The organism is Intestinibacillus sp. Marseille-P6563 (assembly GCF_900604335.1).
Taxonomy (GTDB): Bacteria; Bacillota; Clostridia; order Oscillospirales; family Butyricicoccaceae; genus Butyricicoccus_B.
In genome coordinates this window covers 53,516-79,674 of the sequence record NZ_UWOD01000002.1, presented here as the reverse complement: position 1 = coordinate 79,674, position 26,159 = coordinate 53,516, and the positions used below count along the sequence as shown (strand labels likewise).

The window sequence follows — 26,159 nt, the reverse complement described above, 5'->3', positions numbered from 1 at the left end:
CAAACAGACCGGCATTTTGCCTATGTACATAAACAGAAAATGTAGAAAATTACTTCAGACCTGCGGTGATGATCGCCATCTGATATACTTCATCGGCATTGCAGCCACGGGACAGGTCGTTGATCGGTGCATTCAGACCCTGCAGGATCGGACCGTATGCTTCAAAGCCGCCCAGACGCTGTGCGATCTTGTAACCGATGTTACCTGCATTGATGTCCGGGAAGATAAAGGTGTTGGCCTGGCCAGCAACCGGAGAACCCTTGCACTTGGTCTTGGCAACAACCGGGGAGAAAGCAGCGTCAAACTGCAATTCGCCGTCAACCGCCAGATCCGGAGCAGCCTGCTTGGTCTTTTCGGTTGCATTCTTCATCATATCAACGGTTTCGCCCTTGCCCGAACCCATGGTCGAGTAAGACAGCATTGCAACCTTGGGATCGATACCGAACGCCTTTGCCGTGCGAGCGGTTTCGATTGCGATTTCAACCAGATCGTCTTCGCCCGGATTGATGTTGATGGCGCAGTCGCCCATTGCATACTTTTCTTCCTGGCCATCCTTGCCCTCACGGACCAGAATAAAGCAGGAGGATACGATCTTATTGCCCGGCTTGGTCTTGATGATCTGCAGAGCCGGACGAACGGTGTCAGCCGTCGAATAGGTTGCGCCGCCCAGCAGAGCGTCGGCATAACCCATCTTGACCAGCATGGTGCCAAAGTAATTGCCCTTGGACAGTGCAGCGCGGCACTGCTCTTCGGTCATCTTGCCCTTGCGCAGTTCCACCATCTTCGCAACCATTTCGTCCATCTTGTCAAAGGTTGCCGGATCGATGATTTCCAGACCCTCGATATCAAAGCCGCCAGCCTTGGCTGCTGCCTTGACTTCATCCACATTACCAACCAGGATGGAATCCAGAATGCCATCCTTCTTCAAACGGGAAGCGGCTTCCAGAATACGAGCATCCGGGCCTTCGGTAAATACGATCTTGCGCGGATCTGCTTTCAGGGTTGCTACTAAATTCTCTAACATTTTCGTTCTCCTTCTTTCACACGGATCAAGGTGTGCCGAACCAGTGGTCCGACATTTTTATTATACACCTATCGGTTTTGGTTTCTCAACCGGAAAATCGAAAAATACCCAAAAAATACAGTCATTCATGGATGACATGGATCTGCAAGCCTTTTAAAATATCCAACGCTTTTTGATGCAGTTTCGGATCAAAGCTGCGGCAGAGAGCAGCGTCTACCGTGATTTGTGCATTGGGCCAGGTAGACTGCAACATGATTGCATTGGAAAGTACACATAGGTTGGTCACAAGCCCTACGATTTGAATTTCGGTTACATCTTCGCCAATGCGTTCCCGCAACCGAAGGGCATCGGCGGGGTCCATCCCAAAAGAATGCTTATGCACCACATGGATCTGCGCATTCGCGCAGGTTTCGCAGCATAGTGCCTGGGTTTCGCCGTACAGCTGTGCGCCAAACGAACCGGCAAGACAATGGGGTACGGGCAGGGCCAGACCTTCGCGTGTTTGCAGATAATCCTCCTGGTGGGTGTCCAGGGTGAACAGCACCAGATCACCCATCGCAAGCCAGGCTTGAACCAGATGTGCGATTTCATGGTCAATGGTTTCGGCTCCCGAAAAACCCAAGGCACCGGAAACAAAATCGTTTTGATAATCGATAACAGCAAGCAGCTTTTTCACAAAATCACCTCATTTTGTAATTTATTTTAGCATAAGCCACTGGGGAAAACAAGGGATGCAGCACGGCCGCTGGCCGAGAGAAAAGACTGTACAGAAAATAATCTGCGCAGGGCCAGACAAACTGTGCTATAATCACATATGGCATAAGGCGTTTTCCCTGTGCATAGATATATCCAGGCGACGATTTATCCAATAGACTGGGTAGGGGGAAACGCTATGGCATGGAAAGAACGTTGGATTTGTGCGAGCTTGCTGATTGCTACGGCCCTTTTGCTGGCCTTTGGGTCGACAACAGGCCGGGACTGGGTGAGTGTGTTTTCGTCGGAGCAGACATGCCCAACCCTGGTCATCGATGCGGGCCATGGAGGCTTTGACGGTGGTGCGGTCGGCTCCAACGGCACGACCGAACAAGACATCAATTTGAACATTGCCCGCAGCTTGCAGGCGTTAGCGCAATGTTTTGGCTATTCAGCAAAGATGACCCGGGAAGATGAACAGGCACTTGATTATGTAGAAGGCCGGAGCATCCGGGAGAACAAAGTAGCTGACATCAAAGCCCGCGAGCGGATTGCAGAAGAAACCGAGCATGCGGTTTTTTTGAGTGTGCATCTCAATAAATTTGAAGATCCGCAATATTTTGGGGCGCAGGTATTTTATTCTAAAAACCATGCCGACAGTCAGGTTTTGGCTGAAGAAATCCAACAATGTTTGATCGATGGCATCCAAAATAACAACATCCGGCGTGCCAAACCGGCAGCCGCTGCGATTTATTTGATGAAGAATCTGCAATGTCCAGCGATTATTGTGGAGTGCGGGTTCTTGTCCAATCCAGAGGAAGAAGCAGCCCTATGCGACCCAGCTTATCAAAAACGGCTGGCGATTTGTATTTTTAAGGGCTATGAATTATATCAGAATGGAGCGAAGAATGAAGCAAAAAACACTGTTCTTATGCAATGAATGTGGATATGAAAGCGCAAAATGGTTTGGGAAATGCCCCTCTTGTGGGGCATGGAACACCATGAGCGAATTTAAAGTCAAACCCGAAACCGCTACGCGGAGCGTTTTGGCAGACACCTCCCATACAACCTCCAAACCGGTTCGTATGGATGAAATCGAAACCGAGAACGAAGCGCGGTTCGGTTCAGGCATCGGAGAACTCGACCGGGTTTTGGGCGGCGGCGCGGTGCATGGCTCGTTTGTGCTGGTCGGCGGCGAGCCGGGCATCGGCAAATCGACGCTGCTCCTGCAAATGTGCCAGGAGATGGGCCGCAACGCCAAAGTACTCTATGTATCCGGTGAGGAATCGCTGCGGCAGATTCGTCTGCGAGCCTCCCGGCTCCATATTTCGTCGAGCAATTTGTATGTGCTGGCCGAAACCGATATGGAGCAGATCATTCAGGAAACCGATGCCTTGGCGCCGGATATTTTGATTGTCGACTCCATTCAGACCGTGTACCGACGAGAATTGCAATCGGCCCCGGGCGGTACGACCCAGATCAAGGAGTGCGCCATGCTGCTGATGCAGTATGCAAAGCGGCACAGTGTCACCATTTTTATTGTGGGACATGTCAACAAGGAAGGTACGTTGGCAGGCCCGAAGATTTTGGAACATATGGTCGACTGCGTGCTTTATTTTGAAGGGGAGCAGACCGGTCCCTTCCGCTGTTTGCGTGCCGCCAAGAACCGATTTGGGTCGACCAATGAAATCGGTGTGTTTGAAATGAGCGACCATGGCCTTTTGGAAGTACAAAACCCATCGGCCGCAATGTTAGCTGGACATCCCGCCGGTGCGGCGGGAAATTGTATTGCCTGCGTCATGGAGGGCACCCGGCCGCTTTTAGCAGAAGTACAAGCCCTCGTGGCAAAGACCGCCTTTGGTGTACCGCGCCGCACTGCGGCGGGTGTAGATTACAACCGCATGGTTTTGCTGCTGGCCATTTTGGAAAAACGGGCCGGACTCTTTTTATCCAACAGCGATGCCTATGTCAATGTGGTAGGCGGTATGCGGTTGGAGGAACCGGCGGTGGATCTTCCCATGGTCCTGGCGATTGCATCTAGTTTTCGGGACAAGCCTTTGCCAGAGGGCGTGATGAGTTTTGGAGAAGTGGGATTGACTGGGGAGCTGCGCGCAGTCAATTGTGCCGCACAGCGTATCTGGGAAGCCTATCGATTGGGATTCCACACATGCATTATGCCCGATCAGGACTTGGGGGAGAATATTCCCAAAGAGATGAACATCGTGCGGGTGAAAAGTGTAGCCGATGCCATCCGGGCGGTATTGTAAGGAACGGTCACAACAGGGGCGAAACAAACTGGACCATGCTGCACAGCAGTACCCCGAAAACTGTTGGGAGAACAAAAGCGACCGCTGTCCACCGCCAGCTGGCTGTTTCTTTGTGAATGGTTAAGCAGGTAGTGGAGCAGGGCCAGTGAAATAGCGAAAACAGTAGGAAACAGAGGGCTGTCGTTTGCGTCCAGCCGTTGGCTAAAAGAACGGTTGCCAAATCGGTCAGTGAATTGGTTTCGACTAATGTTCCCATGGACAAGTATCCCATGAGGGTAAGGGGTAAAACGATTTCGTTTGCCGGAAATCCGAGAATAAATGCTAGAAGAATGACGCCATCCAGGCCGAGAATACGGCCAAAGGGGTCGAGTGCATTGGCACAATGCTGAAGCAAAGATACGCCGTCCAGCGAAAGATTCGCCAAACACCAGATCACAAAACCCGCAGGGATCGCAACCAATACTGCGCGACCCAGCACAAACAATGTGCGGTCAAAAATCGAATGGACAATCACGCGCCCGACCTGTGGCCGACGGTATGGGGGCATTTCTAAAGCAAACGAACTGGGCGTGCCTTTAAAAAGGGTATCGGATAGCAAGCGGGAAACCAGCAACGTCGCACCGATACCTAGTACCAGCAGTCCAGTGAGCAATATAGCGCTCGATAGGCTGCCCAGTCCGGATTGGTTCATGCCGGTGAAGAAAATAGCCAGCAGTGAAATCATCGCTGGAAAGCGTCCATTGCAGGGGACAAAGGCGTTGGTTAAAATCGCAATCAAACGCTCGCGGGGGGAATCGATAATGCGGCAGCCGACCACACCGGCTGCATTGCACCCAAACCCCATACACATGAAAAGGGAAACAAGGTGCTGGAATCAACAAATGAGGTGAACCAAAATGTGTGCTAAAATTGCATTAGTACAGCTGAATGCGTCGGACAATCCGATGGATAACCTGAAAACAATCGAACAATATGCTATACAGGCGCATCAAAAGGGCGCAGACCTTCTGGTGCTTCCGGAGTACACCATGGCCTATCCAAAGCATGGTCAGTCCTTTTCGGAGGGACAATCGATGCAAGGCAGCTTTTGTGCAGGGCTTTGTGAACTGGCCCGAACGCAAGGACTTTATATCATCTGCGGTATGCTGGAAAAAAACGATACTGACAAGCCATACAATACCACGGTCGTCATTGACCGGCAGGGCAAGATCGTGCGGTCCCATCGGAAGACCCATTTGTTTGCGTCTCCAAAGTATCGGGAAGATGACCATTTTTCGCAGGGGAATACGCTGTTTGAGCCGTTCGATACCGACTTTGGCCGCATTGGCCTTTTGATTTGTTATGAAATCCGTTTTCCGGAATTGGCGCGTTTACAGGCTTTGGCTGGGGCGGAGATTTTGATTGTCAGCTCGGCGTTCGTCGCAGGAGAGAACAAGGCGCAGCAGTGGCATACACTTTTGCAGGCGCGTGCCATTGAAAATGCGGTGTTTGTTTGTGCAGCCAACCATAGTAAGCCACATGTATTTTTGGGGGAAAGCTGTGCATATGATCCAAATGGATTGCCGCTCGGCAGTTTGACCGATGGAGAAGGAATGCTGCTGGTGTCGTGTGAGGCAAAGGATTTGGAAAAGTTTCGCAAGACCAATGGGGCTATTTTGCAGCGGCGTCCGGAGCTGTATGGATTCGCTTGTGAAAAGACAAGTTCATAATAAAAAGCCAAGGCAATTGCCTTGGCTTTTTACATATTGATTTCCTGAGAAGGGCATGAAAAGCGAAACTGGATTTCAATCGTCTGGGTCTGGTCGGATGTGGCATGCGGCTGTTTTGGGTGGACATCAATGCGGCGGATAAAAGTTTGTACGATCTGGGCGTCCAAAGATGTCAGATGCAGCGTCTTTTGCAGTTCGCGCTCGATAGAGCGGCAATCGTCCGTTTTTATGGAATGAGGCAGAGGGCAGGATTTCAGATATTCCAATTGCGCGTGATACCGCTGCGACAATTCGAAAAACAATTCTGGGGAAATCCGTCCCGCATATTTGTCATCGTATAGCTGGGCCAATTTTTTTTGAATGCTCTGTATTTCCTGTCCAGAATGATCTTCCGGTGTGGAAGGAAGCTGATGTTGGAGTTCTGTCAGCAGACGACGCGGATCGTTACAGGAAAAGGCGATTTGCAACCCGGTCAGGACCGCCGCATACAGATCTTCATACGCGATATGGTGGTTGGTGCAGCAGGTCTTCCCGTGCTGCTTATAGCCGCCACATGCCAGAGAGGCTACCGAGCCTTTTCGGCGGGTACCGACGGTTGACATATTTCGGCCGCAATCGGCGCATTTGGCAATTCCAGAAAAGATATTTTGAAATTTGGCAGAAGAAGAAGGCTTGCGATGGCTGAGGTTTTGCTGAGTGCATTCCCATGTGACCGAATCGATCAAGGGGGGATGCGTATTCAATACCAGCACCCATTCGGAACGGGGACACGGAATGATTTGTGAATTTTTAAAAGAAAGTTTATGGGACTTTCCCTGCAACATATGACCGCAATATACTGGATTCTTGAGGATTTTTCGCACAGAAGAAGCACTCCAACAGGGATGTTCCGATGTGCTAGCTAGGGATGTTTGCTCTATACGGTAGGCAAGAGGGGGCAAAAGATGCTTCTCATTGAGTGTTTGTGCGATTTGAGAAGGGGTATCCCCTTGACAGGCATAGGAAAATAAGAGCCGTACGACAGCAGCCGATTGTGGATCGGGTATTAAGCGATTATGATTGGAAGGGTCTTTCCGATACCCAAACGGCGCAAAACTACCAATGAATTCGCCGTTTCGGATTTTAGTATGAAAGGAACTGCGAATTTTATTGGAGATATCCCGCGCATACATCTCATGCACCGCGGTCATCAAAGGCGTTGCCAGCGCCATTGCACTAGTGGGACAAGCAGAGTCATAGCCATCCGTAATGGAGATAAATCGGACATGGTGCGCAGGAAAATATTCGTCCAATAAATCGCTGGTGCGAGCGCTGTTGCGGCCTAAACGCGAGAGATCCTTGACTAGAACAAGATTCACGTTTCCGTGTTCAATGTCCTGGCATAAGCGCTGAAAGGCCGGTCGGTGAAAATTGGTACCCGAATAGCCATCATCTACGTATTCCGAAAAAACAGAATAGCCTTTGTCCTTGGCATAAGCACGTAGCAGTGCGCGCTGATTGGTCACAGAAGCACTTTCGGCACCGTCACCATCTTCTACCGAAAGACGAATATACAATGCAGCTGCCCAAGGCACGGGGGATTCAATTCCCATGAAGATTCCCTCGGTTTTGCAGATATTGTAGCAGCAGCTGAGATAGCGGAAGCTCCCCGCCTTGAAGAGAAAGATGGAACTGAGTGGGAGTTTGCGGCCGTCCGCGAGCGGGAGATCGATGTTTTTGCATAGCTGTCACCTCTGATACATTCTATGCAAAGGGGACAAACAGACATGCTGAAAGAGAATTTATGATTTGATGGTTGCGACAATGATGCGAATACGCCCGCCATCTTGTGTATCTTTGTCATAATAGGCTTTTAAATTATATTTGGAAAAATTATTTTGCAGTTCGGTGAGCGATAGCAGGGAGTAGGCACCATTTTGTTGCAGATACACCGAACAGGAATCAGAAAAATACCAAGTACCATCCTCGTTGGTGATTCCGAGCATGGAAATGGAAGTTGGATTGCGAATCTGGGAAAGCGTCATAACGCTGGATAATTGTCCGTCTTCCAGGGTTAGACGCGCTGGGCCATACGAAGCCCCCAAGGTCTTGTTATTAGTGGATACGGTTTGCGTTTCTCCGTTGACCAAATATTTATAGGAGCCCGACAAGCTCATTCCCTCGGAGTTTTCGGTAACACTTGTGATGATGCCATATTCATACAGATCGCCTGTAAAATCACGCAAAATCAGGTCGGAAACCTCCCCTTGGGCGTTTTCCGTGTAAAAGCGTACGTCGGAAGAATCCAGAGTGGCGCCCAGCAAACGAGAAGAATAGATTCGAACCGCCTCGTTCTCACGAACATCTAAGATGCGGATATCGTCCGCCAAGGCTTTTTTACCGAGCATACCACTGGAATACGTGCCGGATAAGGTCTTGCCTTTCAGCGACGACACCTGTGCGCTGTCGGTTGAAAAGGTGACCTGCACCAGATCATCTTCAGCATAGCTGGTATTTGTGCAGGGGATGAGATAACTTTGTCCATCGGTCGCGATGACCGTTAAAGTACGAGCGGTCGACGTATTGCCGACCGCATTTTGATAGGTTTCATAGGATACAGATGTTACAACTCCATAAATATCCTGCGCATATTCATCTGCCGGGAGGGCAAAAACCACTTCACCGTCTTTGCCCAACAGGAGTGTGATCATATCACCGATGTTCAGACTGCCCAGCGTGGAAAGCGAAAGCATGGCTTCCGATGTGCCGAGCGAATAGGTGTTCCCCGAAACCGTGACCGACGTGGGGGAAGCTGTGCTGGGAGATGCGCTTTGATAAACACCGGTCACCGCATTTGCATACGCCCAGATGGAGTTTAGCCCTTTGGAGTAATACACCACATCGTATTTTGCAATCGCATCTGCACTGGAAAGGTATCCGTTGCGATACACGGTCGCGCCGTCAGAGGAAATCCCTAGAGCCGATAAACTGCTTTGCACGACAAACGGTCCATCCAGTGTATCCGCAATGACAGACAAGTAATCGATATTGCCGTCTGCATCCAGGGTATATCCCAGACTTTCAGAATACGCGGTGCCTTCTTTGGTATCGGCGGATAGTAGATTGTAGAACAGATACATCATATCCTGGCGGGTCATGGTGTCGCCTTGGCTGGCCGAAATGCGGTCATTGAGTCCAAGAGAATTGGCCAAGGAAAGCTGGCCGTAAGGATAGGCTCCAGAAAAGTCCGTTGTCGAGTAACCAAGTAGTTTCAGAACACCGGTGTCTGCTTCTTCCAGCGTAATATTCTGCTCTGGGTGGTAGGTACCATCCAAGTATCCGGTCAGCCATCCCTGTTCCACCGCAGTTTTGACATAAGCGGCCGCCCAGTGTGTATAGGGAACGTCACGAAAAGGGGATACATTGGAGACCGCCGATACCTTGTCTTTATAGGACGAGGTAGCGACGAGCATACGTGCAAATTCTGCACGGGTCACATTGTCCGAAAGATTCAGATCGCCGTTTTCATCGCCAGTCATAATCCCCAGCGCGCCGATCACCTGCGTGATGACCTCGTCGGATACAGCATCCGACGAGGCCGAAGCAGGAAAAACCGATGCGGTGCATAGTAAGCCCAGCATCAGCGCAAAAGTAAGAAAACGCTTCATAAAACACCTCACATAAATTCAGTCAAATCGCAGCGCATCGATGGGATTGAGTTTGGATGCTTTGTTGGCCGGCATAAATCCAAAGAAAACCCCAATAAACACCGAAACGCCAAAACTCAGCCCAATCGCCGATGCCGATGGCTGTGCGTTGATTCCAATGAACGAACCAAGGGCCATCGCAACGGCTACGCCAAGCACAATGCCAATCAATCCGCCCAAAGCCGACGTTGTACCAGCTTCGATGACAAATTGGCGCATAATGTCCTTTTTCTTGGCGCCAAGGGATTTTCGAATACCGATTTCGCGGGTCCGCTCGGTCACCGAAACCAACATGATATTCATAATACCGATGCCACCGACCAGCAAACTGATTCCTGCGATGCCTACCAGCACCATGGTCATCATCGATGTCATTTCTTCCATGCTATCGACGATTTCCTGCATATCGCTGATGGTATAAAAATCATCATCTTGAAAAACCGTATACAGCGCATTTTCCAAAACCGCTGTCGCTTCGCTATTCAGGGAAGCATCCAAGGTGGCAAATGTATAACTGGAGATGGCTCCAAAAGTTAGTTTGGATGCCGTCGTATAGGGAATATAGATGCAATCATCGGTTGATCCTTCCGAAGAATCCGACTGTTCTGTCAGCGCACCGACAATGGTATAGCGGTTGCCATTGATCTTGATGGTTTGGCCGACAGCTTGCCCGCCAAACACCATGGTGTTCAGATAAGACCCAACTACCGCGGTTTTGGCGCGATTCTCCATATCAGTATAGGAAAGAAAGCGGCCTTCCTGCAAACCGAGTTTGTTGATGACTGCATAATCTTCGGACACACCGGTTACCGATGAGGTATAGCTGTCACTATTGACTTTGACCGAACCCATAACGGAAACCGTGGGGCTCATTGCCTGAAACAAATCCGGGTTTTCTTCGTATAGGTCATACATATCGTCCACATCGACCGTACGGGATGAGCCGCGTCCGGTGATGGAAACGGTTAGGGTATTGGTGCCCATGTCCTCAAACATCGAGGTAACTTCGCCGGTCATACCTTGCATCAGCGAAACCAGAATGATGACCGACCCAACGCCAATGATGATGCCCAGCATGGTCAAAAAGGCGCGCATTTTGCTGCCCGCCAAGCTTTTCAGCGCCAACTTGAATGCCTGATAAAAGCCCATATCAGTCCCCCCTTGGAAAGGCATCGCGCGCCGGGCCGTCAAAAATGATCTTGCCATCTGCAACCCGTACCACGCGCTCGGCTTCCGCGGCAATGCCGTTATCGTGTGTGATCAAAACAATTGTGTTGCCTTCCCGATGAAGTTTTTGCAGGAAATCCAGCACTTCCCGGCTGGTGCGGCTATCGAGTGCACCGGTTGGCTCATCGGCGAGGATGACTGAAGGATCTCCGGCCAGCGCGCGTGCGATCGATACACGCTGCTGCTGGCCGCCCGAAAGCTGAGAGGGAAGGTTTTTATATTTGCCTTTCAAACCGACGCGATCGAGTTGATACCGCGCTCTTTGAGAACGCTCTTCGGCTGGCATGCCGGCATAGAGTAAAGAGAGTTCCACATTTTCCTGTACAGTTAACTTCGGGATGAGATTGTATTGTTGGAAGATAAAGCCCAATGTTTTGTTGCGGATGTCGGCTTGCTCATCATCGGTCAACTGGGAAACATCTTCGCCTTTTAACAAATAGGACCCACTGGTCGGGACATCCAGACAGCCGATGATATTCATGAGTGTGGATTTCCCCGAACCGGATTGCCCGACGATGGCGACAAACTCACCTTCCTGAATGCAAAGCGAAACGCCATCTGCGGCATGGACTTCGGTATCGCCCATCTGATAAATTTTATAGATGTCGCGCAGTTCGATCAAAGGGGTTGGGGAGGAAACCGTTTGTTTCATTACGGCATCCCTCCACTGGGCATTCCACCGCCGCCGCTTGGCATCCCTCCGCCCCCAGTGGGCATTCCGCCGCCGCTCGGCATGCCTCCACCGCTGGGCATACCGCCTCCAGGCATCATTTCCTCCCCATTTTCTGAGGATTCCTGCGTAATCTGCGGCACATACACAATATCGCCTTCCGACAGACCCGAGGTGATGACAATGGACGTATCATCCGACAAACCAGTTTCGACTTCAACTTCCTTCCAGCCATCGGGAAGGGTTTGACCGCCTACCATGATGCCATCGGTGTTCTTCGCGCTGTCATCTTTCACATATACAACATTGCCGCGCTGCACCGCTGCCACCGGAACGGTGATGGCATCGGTTGCTTCGTCAACCACAATGGTCGCATCAACATTCATACCCGGAAGGAGATCCTCGGGAGGATTATCAATTTGGACGGTAACTGGATAGGTGGTTACCCCATTTTCGGTCGTTCCGGCAACCGAAACTTTGGTGATGACGCCTGAAATCTCCACACCCTCCAAAGCGTCACATGTAATATCAACCGTCTGTCCTACTTTCACTTCATTGACATCCAGTTCGTCGAGTGAAATATCAAACGTCAAATAGGATAAATCATAAATGACTGCCAAGATAGTTTGGCCGTTGGTCGCATCCAGCGTATCGCCGACTTTGACACTTTTGGTCACCACCGTACCGGCAATGGGGGCAGTAATGGTATAGTCATCCAGTTGATCGACCGTGTTTTGATAGGATAACTGCGCATCTTGTAGGGAAAGTTCGCTGTTTTCTACCTGGTTTTCAATGGATGTCGATGACAGGGTAGCAACGGTCATCCCATCGGTCACAGAAGAGCCCTCCTGGATATTGAGCGAGGCGATCTTGCCCGATACGGAGGAGGTAATGGTGGATTCACTTTGGTAAGTAAAAGTGCCGCCCGTCGTACATGCTTTTCCATCAATGGTGGCTGTTGCAGCGGATGAGGTAGAAAGGCCGCCGGGATTGCTGACCTTTAACGTCACATAGCGGACGATTTGATAGCCGTTAAGCACGGTTTCAGCAGCATCGATTGCACTGACGGTACCGGTGAGTGTTTCAAACGAACCATCCATGGTCACTGTTGCGCTTTCGCCAATCCAAAAGCTGGCGGCATCGTCCGAAGCAAAGGGAACACGCAGTTCCATCGTCGAACTATCGCGAATATCGGCAATTTTGGTGCCGGCTTCGATTTGGTCGCCTTGCTCTACATAAAGCGCAATGACCATGCCGCTGTCGTCGGCACGGATGTTGAGATCATCCAGACTTTCGACCGTTTGGTTGTAGCTGTTCTAGCTTTGCTGAAGCGAAAGCTGGGCGCGACTGATGCTGTTTTCCATATCCGTCTTGTCGATTTCGTAAAGTGTTTGTCCCTGGGTGACAATATCGCCTTCTTCAAAGGTACAGGATAGGACCTCTCCTTGTACCGAAGAGGTAACATTGTATTGGTTAGCTGGCTCAAGCGTTCCAGTAGAAGATAGGGTGCGTTGGACTGTCTGCCGGGAGACTTCGGTCTCGGTATAACTTTGAGCAGCTTCTTCGGAAGGGGATGTCAGCTTTTTGAATGCAAAGAATCCTCCGCCTGCGAGCACAACGACCGCAAGGACGATATAGCGTTTGCGAATTTTACATTTTTTGGTGTCTTAGACACAAACGGCAGCCGTTTTTGGATGGCTTGGGCAGGCCCTTGTAATCGTTGTTTTAGAACAGAAAAAGGGTGTTTGTGCTTGATTCTAGGAGTTTTCTTCAAAATATCACCTTCCAGCATGTCGTGATCTAAATCTGCCGTAAGTAACATAGCGGTTTTATGTTAAAGGAAGCTTAAAGCGGACGGGCATGCACCGGATGAAAATCAAATTTCACACAAAACACACAATTCAGCCCAATTTAATATAACCATGGTATACTCTCCGTATCTGCACGAAAGGAGAACATAGATGCGGATTTTAGTTGTCGAAGATGAAAAACGATTGGCATCCACTCTAGAGGATATGTTGGAACAAGAAAATTATCTGGTGGATTTGGCGTGCGACGGCGAATCCGGCTTGGATAATGCAATGATCGGCATCTATGATGCAGCGATTTTGGATGTCATGCTGCCGGGGATGGACGGTTTTGAAATCGTGCGGCATTTGCGAAAAGAAGGCGTTGCTTTACCTGTGCTGCTTCTGACGGCACGGACCGATACGGCAGATCGCGTAACTGGCCTGGATTGTGGAGCCGATTATTATTTGACAAAGCCCTTTGCCTGTGAAGAACTGCTGGCCTGCCTGCGGGCACTTTTGCGCCGCCAAGGGGATGTTGTGACAGAAGAACTGCAATATGGCGATTTGACGCTGAATTTGCTGACCAGTACGTTGTCGTGCGGCAAACGACAGGTGACGCTTTCGGCGCGTGAATTTGAACTGATGCGCTTACTGCTTATCAACCGGGAAAACTTAACTTCCAAGGAAACGATGTTGGTGAAGGTTTGGGGATATGAAGCAGAAGTGGAGGGGAATGTGGTGGAAGTTTATCTATCGTTTCTGCGAAAAAAACTCAATCACATCAAATCGACCGTTCGTATTGAGGCCATGCGCCGGATGGGCTATCATTTGCGGCAGGATACTCCGGCATGATTCGGCGGCTTCGATGGAAAATGGTCGCAGCGATTATGATCGTAGTGACCCTGATTATTATTTTGGTGTGTGCCATTTTTTATGGCATTACGAGCGATAATATCCGCCGGACAAGTCAGGAAATGCTGATGCGTGCGGCGACGGAACAGCCAATGCGCATTGCTGGGCAGCCGGATATACCGGAGGGAGAGGGCGGCAACATTGGTTTGCCGTATTTTTTGATTGTCGCCGATGAAGAAGGCAATATCACAGAAACCATGGGGGATACCTTTCACTTCACAATCGATCTGGACGAACTCACGGGCGAGATTCTGGCGCGTGCTGACGAAGAAGGTGAATTGGAAGCATACAATCTGCGGTATCTACGGCAAAAAACGCCGGATGGGTGGAGAATTGCCTGCCACGACCTAGAATTCGAACAGCGTCTCAAATGGTCGACTCTGGCTACGAGCATTTTAATTGGCAGCGGCACGATTGTTCTATTTTTTGTACTGAGTCTGATTTTTGCCAACTGGGCTGTGCGGCCCGTGGAACAAGCGTAGTACCGGCAAAAACAATTCATCGCCGATGCTTCACACGAGATGAAGACCCCTCTAACAGTCATTTTATCCAATGCCGATATGCTGGAACGTCAAATTATGTCCGAGAATGACACGCAGGCTGCCCGCTGGATTGAAAATATCCATGTGGAAGGCACACGTATGCGCCGCTTAGTGGAAAGTATGCTTTTTTTGGCACGCTCTGACGCCCCATCTCGACCCCATCAAGGCAGCGCATGGATTGGAGCGATGCAGTCGAAAGTAGTGTATTGACTTTTGAACCGCTGATTTTTGAACATGGCCTGGAGATTGAAAGCGAAATAGAACCAGAATGCTTTGTGAAGAGCAATCCGGACGATTTGCGTAGATTGTCGGATATTTTGTTGGACAATGCGGTAAAATATGCTTTGCCAGGAGGAAAGATACAGGTTCGTCTGGAACGGGAACTCAATCGTTATGCTGTATTGACAGTTTCCAACCCTTCAGCTGAAATCACAGAGTATCAAGCGCAAAAGCTGTTTGACCGGTTTTACCGATTGGACCCTGCGCGTGCGGAACAAAGCGGATATGGCTTGGGCCTGTCTATTGCGAGAAGTATGGTCAAGATGCAAAAAGGCAAAATATGGATGAATTATCAGGATGGGCGTGCTACATTTTATGTAAAATTGCCAGTTCAAAAATAAATTTTGAATTTTCATGTCTCTTTAATCTTCGTCCAATATACTTTAAGCCATGGAAGACAAACGCGTGATCATCCCCAATCCGCAGTTTTCCAAGCGTTTTGGACGGCGTAGGTCCAGACGCGTAGCCTTATCCCCAAAGGCGAATTCTTTTTTTATCCTTTTTCCCCTTAGGGCAACTGCCTGCCCGCAACCAGTGCACCGCTGGTTACAAAACGGCAGACCAAACCGCTCTTGCAGAAACGCAGAGCCACTCCAAAAGAACAGCGCTGTGAATGCCCGCAGCGCTGTTCTTTTATTTTCAGCACGATACAGCCTTTTACACATGGTAAGGGCTTGCTTGCCACAAGTACGGGCTTTGCAGAATGCATGGTCCAGATTAAAGGCCACCCGTGGTAAATATCCTACATCTTCTAAGAGTGTGAAAATGGGAAAAAAGATTGCCATAGGCGGCAACATGACCGAGATAATGGACGCTATCCCTCCGGTATGAGAACCGCTTAAAAATTCCAGAAAATATGGATCGCATCATCTTGCAGAACAATATGATCAATCAAAATGCGGAGAATGTGCTGCTTTTGCTGGAAATCGGCCTGCTTTAAAACGGAAACGATGCGCGTATTATCGAGGAAGCCATGAGATGATGCGGAGGCGGAAGGCGCTTGACGGAGAAACTTCGTCAAGCGTTTTTTTTCATGCTGCAATCGTTCCAGGCGCGCAGCAATCTCATCCATGGGCTGCATTTGATATAGATCCAATAGATGCGCCGACTGCTGACGGATTTCTGACAGGCGCTTTTGGATTTGAAGCGATGTAGGTGTTGTTTCGGGTTGCGGCAAATCAAACGATTGCCAGTGCAGCGAGCAGCAAGCGCTCCAAATGATGGTTTCCAGGTCGGTGATCGGCCAGTTCTTGTTTTTGCAGTGAGGGTCTCGCACCATTTTTGGGGATGTTTTGGCACGGGAATAGCAGGTGTATGTATGAATCAGTGTACGTTCCGCACAGGGCAAACGCTTGGAACCACGATAGGCTCCCATCGCATAGTACCGGGCGCCGCAGTGCCCGCACCAGACAAGACCGGTCAATAGAAAACTGCGATGGGACATCGACTTGGACGATGTTTGGGAGAGTAGTTGCTGCGCACGTGAAAAAATTTGTACAGAGATTAAAGGTTCGTGGCGGCCAGGATACAATTGACCTTTCCAAGGAACGTATCCGAGATAGGTCTTGCGTTTTAAAATTTGAGCGATGTCCGAAGAACTGGCATAAGTGCCAGCACGATCGGGATATTGTCGCGTCATCTGGGATGCGATCTGCCGCAGGGATTTTTGCTTATTGACAAACAGGTCAAATATTGTTTGGATTTGAATGGCTTCATCGGGATTCACCTGTAAAATACCCGTCGCAGGGTCGTACCGATAACCAATGGGAGGATGTCCGCCGCCACGCCAATATCCTTCTTTGGCACGCTCCTCCAGTCCCATTTGGGTACGTAACTTGATATTTTCCCGCTCAAGCTGTGCAAAGGCGGATAAAATACCGATCATCGCGACACCATACGGTGTTGTCGTGTCAAAGCTTTCATTCATGGAGATAAAGTTCACCTGATTTTTCAAAAAGACATCCTCGATCAAAAACAGGGTGTCTTTTTGACTGCGGCTCAAGCGGTCCAGTTTAAATACTACGACAACATCCATACTGGACGCAGCATGACGAATATCGGAAATCAGGCGCTGGATCGCCGGGCGGTCCAGCTTGGCACCTGAGTAACCGGGGTCGACATACTCGCGGGCCACCTGCCAGCCGCGGGCAGTACAATAGGCGCGCAGCCGTTCAAGTTGTGCCTGGATGGAATAGCCTTCGGTCGCTTGTTCCTGTGTGGAAACGCGCACATACAGTGCAGCTTGCGGCAAAGTGTGTTCCGAACTCATATAAAAAACCTCCTATTCTATTCCTTAAAATATGGAAATAGACTAGGAGATAGACGCTCTTTTTCAAAACCATTCAACCCAAGTTTCCATGCAGCATATGATGAAAAAGAATGCTTTGAGGGAGGAGAATCATATGCAAGGTCCGCAGACATATGGTGGTTTGTTCAGCGAATCCTGGACCCCACCGGCCATGATGAATGCTCCATTGCCGTATGCCGGCATGGAGTCCGCCGAAAGCGAGGAAACCATGGAAAAACAAGCACTGGCAGTTTCGGATGCACAGGGATTGGACGATATCGTACCGCAGTTTAACTGTTTGTTGGCGAATTTACGCGCAGCCGGTCTTTTGGAGCCCCAGCAGGAAGAAGGGAAGAACTCGTGAAAATCTGTGTATACGCGATTTGTAAAAATGAAAGTGCTTTTGTAGATACATGGATGGAATCCATGCGCGAAGCTGATGAAGTGATCGTGCTGGATACGGGATCACAGGATGATACCGTAGCCAAGCTGCGGCAGGCAGGCGCCAAGGTGTTTCAGGAGCAAATCACCCCTTGGCGATTTGACGTTGCGCGTAATCGGTCGCTGTCCTATGTACCGGAGGATGCGGATATTTGCGTGTGTACCGATCTGGATGAAGTATTCCATCCGGGTTGGCGAAAAAAGCTGGAAGAAGCTTGGAAACTGGGCACGATGCAGGCATCCTATCGCTACACTTGGAACTTCAATCCAGATGGCTCAGAAGGGTATGTATTTTGGATCGAAAAAATTCATGCAAGGCATGGGTTCCGGTGGGAGCATCCGGTGCATGAAGTGATACAGCGAATCGGCGAAAGTCAGCCAGGTGAAAAAATATTTGTGGAAGGCATACAGTTGGATCACCATGCCGATCCGAAGAAATCTCGTGGTCAATATTTGCCGCTGCTAGAATTATCGGTACAGGAAGCCCCGGAGGATGACCGTAATATGCATTATCTGGGGCGGGAATATTTTTTCTATGGGCAATGGGATCGGTGTATCCAGACGCTGCTGCATCATTTGTCCATGCCGCGGGCAACCTGGCTGGATGAACGATGTGCTTCCATGCGGTATATTGCAAAGTCTTATTTGAAAAAAGGGCAAGAGCCACAAGCCATGGTTTGGTTTTGGCGCGCCATTGCCGAAGCTCCCCATCTGCGGGAGCCCTATATGGATTTGGCCAAAGTCCTATATGCTAAAAAAGACTGGGATGGCGTGGTCTATTTGACAAACTGTGCCCTTGCGATTGTCGAACGACCTCGGACCTATATTTGTGAAAGCGAAGCATGGGGCAGTTTGCCGTGGGATTTGCGATCGTTAGGACTGTATTATACCGGTCGGGTCGAGCAGGCGCTGGCCGATGTAAAGAAAGCGTTGGAGCTTTCGCCGCAGGAAGAACGGCTCAAAAATAACCGCGTCTGGATGGAAAAAGCTTTGGAAAAGGTAGCGCACGGATGAGGAGGCAGCATGGAGCAGCAAACAATACAGATCGTACATCACCGCAAAGATGGTACTGTTTTGGAAGATGTGTCACAGTTGATGGTACCCCAGAATCATATGACCGAAAATGTACTTCCAATTTTGATGCAGATTCTTCGACCTTCTGAGGAACGGCAAGATGGTATCACAACCCACGGGGATAGTGGACGCCAGCACGTTCCAGACGCCGTCAATGAGCAGGCTGTGCAGCCAAGGCGGAGCATGGAAGAAGGATAAGATGGACTCAAAGAATGGCACCATTCCAAACAGGAGACGGGATAGCCATTCGCTGGGTACATTGGCTCCAACAATCGTGAGGAAAAGAGTCAGCGCAAGCAAAAGCAGCATGACGGGGATGCCCCAATGCCGGCTGGTTAAAATGCGGTCAATTTTTCGGTCACGACTGCGTAAAAGATCTTGTTGTGCCTGTACCGTTAGATTGGCAATTTCCTCAGCCCGCAGAACAATGGAAGCAGTGTTTTGTTCCAGCCATTCGGTCGTGGTTTCTTCAGACGAAACCGGCTCCGTATAAGGAATGGGAACCGGGCAAACCGTACGGGTTCCTAAGTGAACTTGATATGCGGTTTCCAACAGCTTGGATAACCCCTTGCCGGACCGGGCCGCACAGGGAACCACAGGAATACCGAGCAGTTCTTCCAAGCGTGGAATATCAATTTGAATCCCTTTGCGTTTGGCTTCGTCCATCAAATTGAGACATACAATGGTTTTGGGAAACAGTTGTATGGTTTGCAATACCAGATGCAAATTGCGTTCCAGGCAAGTCGCATCCACCACAACAATCGTGCAGCCCGCCTGACCATGCAAAAGAAAATCGCGGGCTAGTTCTTCTTCGGGGGTCTTGGTAGCCAGGGAATAGGTGCCGGGCAGATCTACCAGGACAAATCGCTGTCCGTGATGCATGGTCACTCCATAGGCGGTTTCGACCGTTTTGCCAGCCCAGTTTCCCGTATGCTGATTGAGTCCGGTCAAAGCATTGAATACTGTGCTTTTTCCAGTATTGGGATTGCCAAGCAGCGCGATGATCAAGTCCTCTGCATGACATGCTTGCTGCATCTTACGCTGACAGTGCCAGCCGACGCTTTTATTTGTCAAACCCAATCAGATCACCTCAATGTTTTGGCTATCGTGCTGTCGCAGGGCGATGATGGTTCCGCGAAATAAGTATGCAGCAGGGTCTCCGGCGGGACTGCGATGCACACATTCAATGCGGGTACCTTCAATCAGACCCAAATCCGACAAACGTTGCCGAATGGAGCCTGAAAGATGCAAGTTTTTGATATGCGCGGCCTGTCCGGGGCGCATCTGTGCAAGGGAGAAAGAGTGCATGATGATCAATCGACCTTTCTATTTGAGATTGAGAAGGGATAGTTTTCGTTCCTTATCATTTTATGCGGGTCGATTTTTATGGTGCTTGTCAGAGTCCGCGCGGGGGAAGGCACAAAAAAGGATGCCATATGGCATCCTTTTTGCAATATTTTTTTATTGTACAGCAGCTTTGAGATCTTCGACGCGGTCAGTCTTTTCCCAGGCAACGCCCAGTTCTTCGCGGCCCATATGGCCATAAGCTGCCAGCGGGCGATAGATCGGACGGCGCAGCCCCAGAGTCTTGATGATTGCGGCAGGACGTAAGTCAAAGACGGTTTCTACGGCCTGTGCCAACTTAGCTTCGTCGACCTTGCCGGTTCCAAACGTATCGACCATGATGGATACCGGATGTGCAACGCCAATCGCATAGGCAAGCTGCACTTCACAGCGATCTGCGAGTCCAGCGGCTACGATGTTTTTCGCAACATAACGTGCAGCATAGGCCGCCGAACGGTCCACCTTGGTCGGGTCCTTGCCCGAAAATGCACCGCCGCCATGACGGCCAATGCCACCATATGTATCTACAATGATCTTACGGCCAGTTAGACCAGAGTCGCCCTGCGGGCCACCGATGACAAAACGGCCGGTCGGATTGACAAAGAAACGTGTGTTTTCATCCAGCAGATGCGCCGGAATCACCGGAGTGATGACATGTTCGACCATATCGCGGCGGATTTGGGACAGGGAAACTTCGGGAGAATGCTGGGTAGACAATACGATCGTATCAACACGTACCGGTTGGTTGTTGTCATCATACTCAACCGTAACTTGCGTCTTACCATCCGGACGCAGATAGTCGAAGGTGCCATCTTTCCGGACTTGGGTCAAACGCTTGGCCATTTTGTGAGCCAGAGAAATGGGCAGCGGCATGAGTTCCGGGGTTTCATTGCAGGCATACCCAAACATCATGCCCTGGTCACCGGCACCAGTTGCCAGTTCGGCTTCTTCACCGCCTTCTTTGCGCTCGAGCGAATTATCGACACCCAATGCAATATCCGCGCTCTGCTCGTCAATGGTCGTCAGAACCGCACAGGTATCACAGTCAAAACCGTATTTTGCGCGGTCGTAGCCGATTTCACGGATGACCTCGCGGACTACCTTCGGAATATCGACATAGCACTTGGTGGAGATTTCGCCCATGACAGAAACCATGCCAGTGGTGCAAGTGGTTTCACAGGCGACGCGGGCATAGGGGTCGTTTTCAAGCATAGCATCCAAAATCGCATCGGATACTTGGTCACAAATTTTGTCGGGATGTCCTTCGGTGACCGATTCAGAAGTAAACAGATGTCTTGCCATAATTATAAAAGTCCTTTCTATGATAAAATAACCGCGAAGATTGGTGGATTCCTGACATCAAAAAAGCCCTCCCCAGCGGAGAGAGCACCATCATGCCTCATCTTTCGGTTCGTTGAGCGAACAGAATTCCCGCCGGATTTGGCACCTTGCATGCTTGCAGGTTGCCGGGTTTCATTGGGCCGATCCCTCCACCACTCTTGATAAGGTATCTTTATGAAATTAACTATATTTTAACGAAAGACAATGCAAATGTCAAGCGGTCGATTGGAGAAAAATCTCCCAACCGGTCGAAATATCGGATGTTTCAGAAAAATCGGAAGAGTCATCCTGTTGTTCGATCGGTGAAATGAAAAACTGAAACACAGGAAATATCGGAGTGATTCCGTGTGAAAAAGTGTAAAGCACAGCATGCAGCCGTTGCTCTTTTATGCAAGGGAAGGGAAACGATAAAATTCATAAAAATGCCCGATTGCAAAGCAAATAATTCATCGGATTTTGTGCGATTTTGGTATGTTTCAGCATTCTTAACGGCATCTTAACAATAAAAAGCGCTTTTTCATAACATCTGGATTTGACTTTGAAAAAGTTTCGTTGTAGTATTACATTGCTATACGAGTACTAGTGCCTGATTCAGCATAGATATACAGTATGCATGAATGAAGCACATCAAAGAGTTTCGATGGAAATAGGAATGAAGATATGAGTTTAGTAAGTTTAGGAATTGATATTGGTTCTACCACCGTAAAGTTGGTGGCTGTACGCGCTGGCGAAATTATCTATAAACGATATGAACGCCACTTTTCAAAGGTACGCGAAAAAGCATGCGAAATGTTGCGTGATGCCGCAGGCGTGATTGGGAAGGATACCTTGAAAGCAGCGATCACCGGTTCGGCTGGATTGGGTGTTGCCAAGGCCAGCGGCGTGGATTTTGTGCAGGAAGTTTACGCGACACGCAAGGCGGTCGGTACGCATGTTCCGAAGGCCGATGTCGTCATTGAATTGGGCGGTGAAGATGCAAAGATCGTATTCTTGACAGGTCAGCTGGAAGAGCGTATGAACGGCTCTTGCGCAGGTGGTACTGGCGCATTTATTGACCAGATGGCTGTGCTGCTCAATGTCACCCCGGCACAATTGGACGAACTGAGCTTGGATGCAGAACGTATCTATACGATTGCTTCTCGCTGTGGTGTATTTGCAAAATCGGATATTCAGCCCCTGCTCAATGAAGGTGCACGCAAAGAGGACGTAGCCGCTTCGATTTTCCAGGCTGTCGTCAATCAGACGATCTCGGGCCTTGCACAAGGCCGTGCGATCGAGGGCGACGTTTTGTTCTTGGGCGGTCCGCTCTTTTTCTTTATGGGTTTGCAGCGCCGGTTCCAGGAAACGTTGGGACTGGATAAAGAGCATGCTCATTTTCCGGAGCTAGCGCCATATGCCATTGCGGCGGGTGCAGCGGAGTATGCCAGTGATACCACGAAAGAATATGGGTTTGAACAGCTTTTGGATATTTTAGAGAAAGCAGCTGGCGAACCAGTCATTTCGCAGTATTTGAATCCGCTGTTTACTTCTCAGGAAGAGTATCGGGAATTTACGCAGCGTCATGGCAAACATGATGTGATGACTGAAAATGTAACCGTATATGAAGGCGACGCATTTTTAGGGATCGACTGTGGCTCGACGACGACTAAAATCGTTCTGATTGGTCGTGACCATCAGATTTTGTTCCACCATTATGCACCCAATAAGGGCAATCCGGTGGATGTCATCCATGAGCAGATGCAAAAACTGTATGAGCTATGTGGGGATCGGGTACATATTGTGTCTTCGGCAGTCACCGGCTATGGTGAGGCACTGATCAAGAGCGCTTTTGGTATCGATCATGGCCTAGTAGAAACGGTAGCACATTTCCGTGCCGCGCGGCATTTCTGCCCGGATGTTGACTTTATTATCGACATCGGTGGCCAGGATATCAAATGTTTTAAAATCCGCAATCACTGCATCGATAATATTTTCCTGAACGAAGCCTGTTCTTCGGGCTGTGGTTCCTTTATCGAAACCTTTGCCCGTTCGATGGGCTATTCGATCGAAGAATTTTGTAAGCTGGGTCTGTTTTCACAGCATCCCATCGATTTGGGTTCCCGCTGCACGGTATTCATGAACTCTTCGGTCAAACAGGCGCAAAAGGATGGCGCGGGAATCGATGCGATTTCGGCCGGCCTTTCGGTTTCGGTCGTCAAGAATGCGCTATATAAAGTTATTCGTGCAACATCGCCCGACGATCTGGGTCAGCACATCGTAGTCCAAGGCGGTACCTTCCTGAACGATGCCATTTTACGGTCGTTTGAGCAGGAAATCGGCCGGGAAGTGACACGTCCGGCGATTTCGGGACTGATGGGGGCATATGGCGCGGCTTTGCACGCCATGGACCATCGTCCGGAACAGACCGAGTTGATTTCCGCAGAGGAACTGGCTGGTTTCCAGCACGAATCGCGGAGTGTACGCTGCGGTTTGTGCACCAACCATTGTAACTTGACCGTCAATACTTTTTCGGGTGGCCGCCGGTTTGTTTCCGGTAACCGCTGCGAACGGCCGCTGGGCAAGGGCGAAAGCGAAAAACTTCCGGATCTGTATGCCTGGAAGTTGGAAAAACTTAAAAGTTATGATACTTTGGCTCCCAAGGGCAATGTAAGACTTGGAAAGGTCGGCTTGCCATTTGGACTGAATATTTTCGAACTGTATCCGTTCTGGACGACATTCCTGACAGAGCTTGGATTCGAAGTGGTACGAAGCGATGTGTCCACGCGGGATATGTACCAAAAGGGACAGCACTCCATCCCGTCGGATACAGTCTGCTATCCGGCGAAACTCATGCACGGACATATCGATAATCTGCTGAGCAAGGGTGTAGACGCGATTTTCTATCCGTGCATGACCTATAATCTGAATGAGCATCGCGGCGATAACTGCTACAACTGCCCTGTGGTTGCTTATTATCCTGAACTGCTCGCAGCCAATGTCGCAGAGTTGCAGGATTTCGATTTCATGATGCCGTATTTTGAACTGTCTGACCATAAGGAGTTCATCAAGCAGGCACATCGTTTCTTTGGCAAGAAGTATCCCGCGCTGCACAAAAAACAGATTGCAGCTGCGGCAGAGGCGGCATATCAGGCGCTCGATGATTACTATGCAGCGATTCAGGAAGAAGGTCGCAAGGCTATTGCCTATGCCGATAAGCATGGCTTACAGATTGCGGTGGTCGTAGGCCGTCCGTATCACATCGATCCGGAGATCAACCATGGCCTCAATCAGTTGATTTCTTCGTATGGCATGGTTGTTGTTTCCGAGGATGCAGTCTGGCAGCTGGCAGAAGCGCCCAAGGTACGCGTCCTGAACCAGTGGACGTATCATTCGCGTATGTATTCTGCGGCCAACTATGTCGTTCATAAGGAAAATGCGCAGCTGATTCAGCTGGTATCGTTTGGCTGCGGCATTGATGCGATTACCACCGATGAGATCCGCTCGATCGTAGAGGCGGGTGATAAGATCTATACACAGCTCAAAATCGATGAGATCAATAATCTTGGCGCGGCAAAGATTCGTATTCGCAGTATGATCGCCGCGGTAGAGGAGGGCAAAAAGCTTGCAAAACAGCAATAATCGAGTGGCCTTTACCGAGGATATGAAGAAGGATTATACCATCCTCGTGCCCAATATGCTCCCTATTCAGTTCGGGCTGGCCCTTCAGATCATGAAAAACTATGGCTACAATATGGAACTGCTGACAACCGATGGGCAAGCGATTGTGGAGACTGGTCTGAAAAACGTGCACAATGATACCTGTTATCCTGCGTTGCTGTCCATTGGCCAGTTGATTCATGCCATTGAAAGTGGAAAATACGATACGCATAAAATTGCGCTAATTATGAGTCAGACGGGCGGCGGCTGCCGTGCATCGAACTACATCCATCTATTGCGTAAAGCGCTTGAGAAAAACGGGTATGACTATATCCCGGTCATTTCGCTCAATTTCTCCGGCTTGGAGGACAATCCGGGCTTTAAGCTGACCCCACAAATGATGGTGCAGATTGCCTATGGTCTGCTGATCGGCGACCTGATCATGATGCTACATAATCAGGTGCGGCCCTATGAAAAGATGAAGGGTGCCTCGCAAAAGGCAGTGGACATCTGTATCCGTACCGTTTCCGAGCGCTTTACAGGCAATCGGCTCATTCGTTATGGAGAAGTCAAGCGTCTGTATCAGTTCGTATTGGAGGCGTTCTCAAAGGTACCGGTAGATACTTCGGTGAAAAAGAAAAAAGTGGGTATTGTCGGAGAGATTTACGTGAAATTCTCTCCACTGGGCAATAATCATTTGGAAGACTTCTTGGTGTCCGAAGGCTGTGAACCGGTCTTGCCAGGCTTGTTGGATTTCTGTCTGTACTGCATTTACAATGGCATCATTGACCATAAACTTTATGGGCGTTCGATGAAAACCGCACTAACGAACCAGGGTATCTATAAATTGGTTTTAAGCAAACAGAAAGATTTGATTGCTGCGATTGAAAAGCATGGACGATTCCGTCCGCCGCAGTATTTTGACCATGTGCGAAAATTGTCACAGAATATCATCGGAGAAGGCGTGAAAATGGGCGAAGGATGGCTGCTCCCGGCAGAAATGGTAGAACTCATTACCGAGGGCGTGAAAAACATCGTATGTACCCAGCCGTTCGGGTGCCTACCGAATCATATTGCCGGTAAGGGTATGGTCCGTAAAATTCGAGAGAAATATCCAGATGCCAACATTGTTTCGGTCGATTATGACCCGGGTGCTTCCAAAATCAATCAGGAAAACCGTATCAAGTTGATGCTTTCCACAGCAGAATAAAAGGAAAAGAGCTGGTCGTAGGACCAG

At 49.6% G+C, this 26,159-nt stretch carries 22 protein-coding genes, 3 pseudogenes and 1 riboswitch; of the genes and pseudogenes, 12 read left to right on the top strand and 13 right to left on the bottom strand.

Features of this window, described 5'->3' with window-relative positions; genetic code table 11:
• Positions 1-49: 49 nt before the first annotated feature.
• Positions 50-1,024, bottom strand: coding sequence for a phosphate acetyltransferase (pta, locus tag EFB11_RS08460; RefSeq protein ID WP_122789808.1), 975 nt, complete (start codon positions 1,022-1,024; stop codon positions 50-52).
• A 121-nt stretch (positions 1,025-1,145) separates the two neighbouring features.
• On the bottom strand, positions 1,146-1,700 hold the full coding sequence (locus EFB11_RS08455) for a cysteine hydrolase family protein (RefSeq protein WP_122789807.1): 555 nt from the start codon (positions 1,698-1,700) through the stop codon (positions 1,146-1,148).
• Between the two features lie 216 nt (positions 1,701-1,916).
• Between EFB11_RS08455 and EFB11_RS08450 the strand changes: the two genes are divergently transcribed.
• Together EFB11_RS08450 and radA are read left to right on the top strand one after the other, a co-directional pair.
• Positions 1,917-2,657, top strand: a complete 741-nt coding sequence (locus EFB11_RS08450) for an N-acetylmuramoyl-L-alanine amidase (protein WP_122789806.1) — start codon at positions 1,917-1,919, stop codon at positions 2,655-2,657.
• Positions 2,626-3,984 carry a DNA repair protein RadA gene (gene radA / locus EFB11_RS08445; RefSeq protein WP_122789805.1) on the top strand — a complete coding sequence of 453 codons (1,359 nt, stop codon included), beginning with the start codon at positions 2,626-2,628 and terminating at the stop codon, positions 3,982-3,984. The genes EFB11_RS08450 and radA overlap by 32 nt, the downstream gene beginning before the upstream one ends.
• Positions 3,985-3,991: 7 nt before the next feature.
• Here the strand turns inward: radA and EFB11_RS08440 are convergent.
• Positions 3,992-4,843, bottom strand: a pseudogene (locus tag EFB11_RS08440) (nucleoside recognition domain-containing protein); the annotation flags it as partial.
• A gap of 37 nt (positions 4,844-4,880) precedes the next feature.
• Here EFB11_RS08440 and EFB11_RS08435 point away from each other — a divergent pair.
• Positions 4,881-5,693, top strand: coding sequence for a carbon-nitrogen hydrolase family protein (locus EFB11_RS08435; protein WP_122789803.1), 813 nt, complete (start codon positions 4,881-4,883; stop codon positions 5,691-5,693).
• A 29-nt stretch (positions 5,694-5,722) separates the two neighbouring features.
• Here the strand turns inward: EFB11_RS08435 and EFB11_RS08430 are convergent, their stop codons facing one another.
• The 5 genes from EFB11_RS08430 to EFB11_RS08410 all read right to left on the bottom strand — a co-directional run bounded on the left by EFB11_RS08430 (position 5,723) and on the right by EFB11_RS08410 (position 12,550).
• Positions 5,723-7,285, bottom strand: coding sequence for a recombinase family protein (locus tag EFB11_RS08430; RefSeq protein WP_122789802.1), 1,563 nt, complete (start codon positions 7,283-7,285; stop codon positions 5,723-5,725).
• 189 nt (positions 7,286-7,474) lie between these two features.
• Positions 7,475-9,340, bottom strand: a complete 1,866-nt coding sequence (locus EFB11_RS08425) for an S-layer homology domain-containing protein (protein ID WP_122789801.1) — start codon at positions 9,338-9,340, stop codon at positions 7,475-7,477.
• Between the two features lie 18 nt (positions 9,341-9,358).
• On the bottom strand, positions 9,359-10,528 hold the full coding sequence (locus EFB11_RS08420) for an ABC transporter permease (RefSeq protein ID WP_243115197.1): 1,170 nt from the start codon (positions 10,526-10,528) through the stop codon (positions 9,359-9,361).
• 1 nt (position 10,529) lies between these two features.
• Positions 10,530-11,258: an ABC transporter ATP-binding protein gene (locus EFB11_RS08415; RefSeq protein ID WP_122789800.1), complete on the bottom strand. Its 729-nt coding sequence runs from the start codon at positions 11,256-11,258 to the stop codon at positions 10,530-10,532.
• Positions 11,258-12,550 (bottom strand): HlyD family efflux transporter periplasmic adaptor subunit, encoded by a 1,293-nt coding sequence (locus tag EFB11_RS08410; RefSeq protein ID WP_279220561.1) that lies wholly within the window; start codon positions 12,548-12,550, stop codon positions 11,258-11,260. The genes EFB11_RS08415 and EFB11_RS08410 overlap by 1 nt, the downstream gene beginning before the upstream one ends.
• Before the next feature lie 687 nt (positions 12,551-13,237).
• Between EFB11_RS08410 and EFB11_RS08400 the strand changes: the two genes are divergently transcribed.
• Genes EFB11_RS08400 through EFB11_RS08385 form a run of 4 tightly spaced genes read left to right on the top strand, consistent with a single transcriptional unit; the run spans position 13,238 to position 15,140 of the window.
• The gene (locus EFB11_RS08400; protein ID WP_122789797.1) at positions 13,238-13,918 is read left to right on the top strand and encodes a response regulator transcription factor; all 681 of its coding nucleotides are present in this window, start codon (positions 13,238-13,240) and stop codon (positions 13,916-13,918) included.
• Positions 13,915-14,460 carry a hypothetical protein gene (locus tag EFB11_RS08395; protein WP_122789796.1) on the top strand — a complete coding sequence of 182 codons (546 nt, stop codon included), beginning with the start codon at positions 13,915-13,917 and terminating at the stop codon, positions 14,458-14,460. The genes EFB11_RS08400 and EFB11_RS08395 overlap by 4 nt, the downstream gene beginning before the upstream one ends.
• A gap of 18 nt (positions 14,461-14,478) precedes the next feature.
• Positions 14,479-14,730: a histidine kinase dimerization/phospho-acceptor domain-containing protein gene (locus EFB11_RS17555; protein WP_442906882.1), complete on the top strand. Its 252-nt coding sequence runs from the start codon at positions 14,479-14,481 to the stop codon at positions 14,728-14,730.
• Complete coding sequence (locus tag EFB11_RS08385) at positions 14,694-15,140, top strand: sensor histidine kinase (RefSeq protein ID WP_122789794.1); 447 nt, start codon at positions 14,694-14,696, stop codon at positions 15,138-15,140. The genes EFB11_RS17555 and EFB11_RS08385 overlap by 37 nt, the downstream gene beginning before the upstream one ends.
• Before the next feature lie 318 nt (positions 15,141-15,458).
• Here the strand turns inward: EFB11_RS08385 and EFB11_RS17165 are convergent.
• Positions 15,459-15,617 (bottom strand): annotated as a pseudogene (locus EFB11_RS17165) (nucleoside recognition domain-containing protein); the annotation flags it as partial.
• 20 nt (positions 15,618-15,637) lie between these two features.
• Positions 15,638-17,068: a recombinase family protein gene (locus EFB11_RS08375; protein ID WP_122789793.1), complete on the bottom strand. Its 1,431-nt coding sequence runs from the start codon at positions 17,066-17,068 to the stop codon at positions 15,638-15,640.
• Between the two features lie 133 nt (positions 17,069-17,201).
• Between EFB11_RS08375 and EFB11_RS08370 the strand changes: the two genes are divergently transcribed.
• From EFB11_RS08370 to EFB11_RS17550, 3 genes and pseudogenes are all read left to right on the top strand, one after another.
• On the top strand, positions 17,202-17,450 hold the full coding sequence (locus EFB11_RS08370; RefSeq protein ID WP_122789792.1) for a hypothetical protein: 249 nt from the start codon (positions 17,202-17,204) through the stop codon (positions 17,448-17,450).
• A complete protein-coding gene (locus tag EFB11_RS08365) occupies positions 17,447-18,541 on the top strand; it encodes a tetratricopeptide repeat-containing glycosyltransferase (RefSeq protein WP_206424172.1) in 1,095 nt (364 codons plus the stop codon). Before EFB11_RS08370 ends, EFB11_RS08365 begins: the two co-directional genes overlap by 4 nt.
• 9 nt (positions 18,542-18,550) lie before the next feature.
• Positions 18,551-18,598: pseudogene (locus tag EFB11_RS17550) on the top strand (hypothetical protein); the annotation flags it as partial.
• Between the two features lie 15 nt (positions 18,599-18,613).
• On the opposite strand, the gene EFB11_RS08360 reads toward EFB11_RS17550, so the two are convergent.
• The 3 genes from EFB11_RS08360 to metK form a co-directional block, all read right to left on the bottom strand.
• Positions 18,614-19,675 carry a FeoB small GTPase domain-containing protein gene (locus EFB11_RS08360; protein ID WP_164706677.1) on the bottom strand — a complete coding sequence of 354 codons (1,062 nt, stop codon included), beginning with the start codon at positions 19,673-19,675 and terminating at the stop codon, positions 18,614-18,616.
• Between the two features lie 6 nt (positions 19,676-19,681).
• Positions 19,682-19,909, bottom strand: coding sequence for a FeoA family protein (locus EFB11_RS08355; protein ID WP_206424198.1), 228 nt, complete (start codon positions 19,907-19,909; stop codon positions 19,682-19,684).
• 153 nt (positions 19,910-20,062) lie between these two features.
• A complete protein-coding gene (metK, locus tag EFB11_RS08350) occupies positions 20,063-21,247 on the bottom strand; it encodes a methionine adenosyltransferase (RefSeq protein ID WP_243115196.1) in 1,185 nt (394 codons plus the stop codon).
• A 94-nt stretch (positions 21,248-21,341) separates the two neighbouring features.
• Positions 21,342-21,454: riboswitch (SAM riboswitch) on the bottom strand.
• A gap of 492 nt (positions 21,455-21,946) precedes the next feature.
• On the opposite strand from metK, the gene EFB11_RS08345 reads away from it, so the two are divergent.
• Both EFB11_RS08345 and EFB11_RS17360 read left to right on the top strand, forming a co-directional pair.
• Entirely contained in the window at positions 21,947-24,904 is a 2,958-nt protein-coding gene (locus EFB11_RS08345) for an acyl-CoA dehydratase activase (RefSeq protein ID WP_122789789.1), read from the top strand.
• Positions 24,888-26,132 (top strand): 2-hydroxyacyl-CoA dehydratase, encoded by a 1,245-nt coding sequence (locus EFB11_RS17360; protein WP_122789788.1) that lies wholly within the window; start codon positions 24,888-24,890, stop codon positions 26,130-26,132. The genes EFB11_RS08345 and EFB11_RS17360 overlap by 17 nt, the downstream gene beginning before the upstream one ends.
• Positions 26,133-26,159 lie beyond the last annotated feature (27 nt).

Bases quoted from the DNA above. Each gene is read 5' to 3' on its own strand.
- pta (WP_122789808.1), bottom strand. From the start codon at position 1,024: ATGTTAGAGAATTTAGTAGCAACCCTGAAAGCAGATCCGCGCAAGATC.
- EFB11_RS08450 (WP_122789806.1), top strand. From the start codon at position 1,917: ATGGCATGGAAAGAACGTTGGATTTGTGCGAGCTTGCTGATTGCTACG.
- radA (WP_122789805.1), top strand. From the start codon at position 2,626: ATGAAGCAAAAAACACTGTTCTTATGCAATGAATGTGGATATGAAAGC.
- EFB11_RS08435 (WP_122789803.1), top strand. From the start codon at position 4,881: ATGTGTGCTAAAATTGCATTAGTACAGCTGAATGCGTCGGACAATCCG.
- EFB11_RS08430 (WP_122789802.1), bottom strand. From the start codon at position 7,285: ATGGGAATTGAATCCCCCGTGCCTTGGGCAGCTGCATTGTATATTCGT.
- EFB11_RS08425 (WP_122789801.1), bottom strand. From the start codon at position 9,340: ATGAAGCGTTTTCTTACTTTTGCGCTGATGCTGGGCTTACTATGCACC.
- EFB11_RS08420 (WP_243115197.1), bottom strand. From the start codon at position 10,528: ATGGGCTTTTATCAGGCATTCAAGTTGGCGCTGAAAAGCTTGGCGGGC.
- EFB11_RS08415 (WP_122789800.1), bottom strand. From the start codon at position 11,258: ATGAAACAAACGGTTTCCTCCCCAACCCCTTTGATCGAACTGCGCGAC.
- EFB11_RS08400 (WP_122789797.1), top strand. From the start codon at position 13,238: ATGCGGATTTTAGTTGTCGAAGATGAAAAACGATTGGCATCCACTCTA.
- EFB11_RS08395 (WP_122789796.1), top strand. From the start codon at position 13,915: ATGATTCGGCGGCTTCGATGGAAAATGGTCGCAGCGATTATGATCGTA.
- EFB11_RS08385 (WP_122789794.1), top strand. From the start codon at position 14,694: ATGGATTGGAGCGATGCAGTCGAAAGTAGTGTATTGACTTTTGAACCG.
- EFB11_RS08375 (WP_122789793.1), bottom strand. From the start codon at position 17,068: ATGAGTTCGGAACACACTTTGCCGCAAGCTGCACTGTATGTGCGCGTT.
- EFB11_RS08370 (WP_122789792.1), top strand. From the start codon at position 17,202: ATGCAAGGTCCGCAGACATATGGTGGTTTGTTCAGCGAATCCTGGACC.
- EFB11_RS08355 (WP_206424198.1), bottom strand. From the start codon at position 19,909: ATGCACTCTTTCTCCCTTGCACAGATGCGCCCCGGACAGGCCGCGCAT.
- metK (WP_243115196.1), bottom strand. From the start codon at position 21,247: ATGGCAAGACATCTGTTTACTTCTGAATCGGTCACCGAAGGACATCCC.
- EFB11_RS08345 (WP_122789789.1), top strand. From the start codon at position 21,947: ATGAGTTTAGTAAGTTTAGGAATTGATATTGGTTCTACCACCGTAAAG.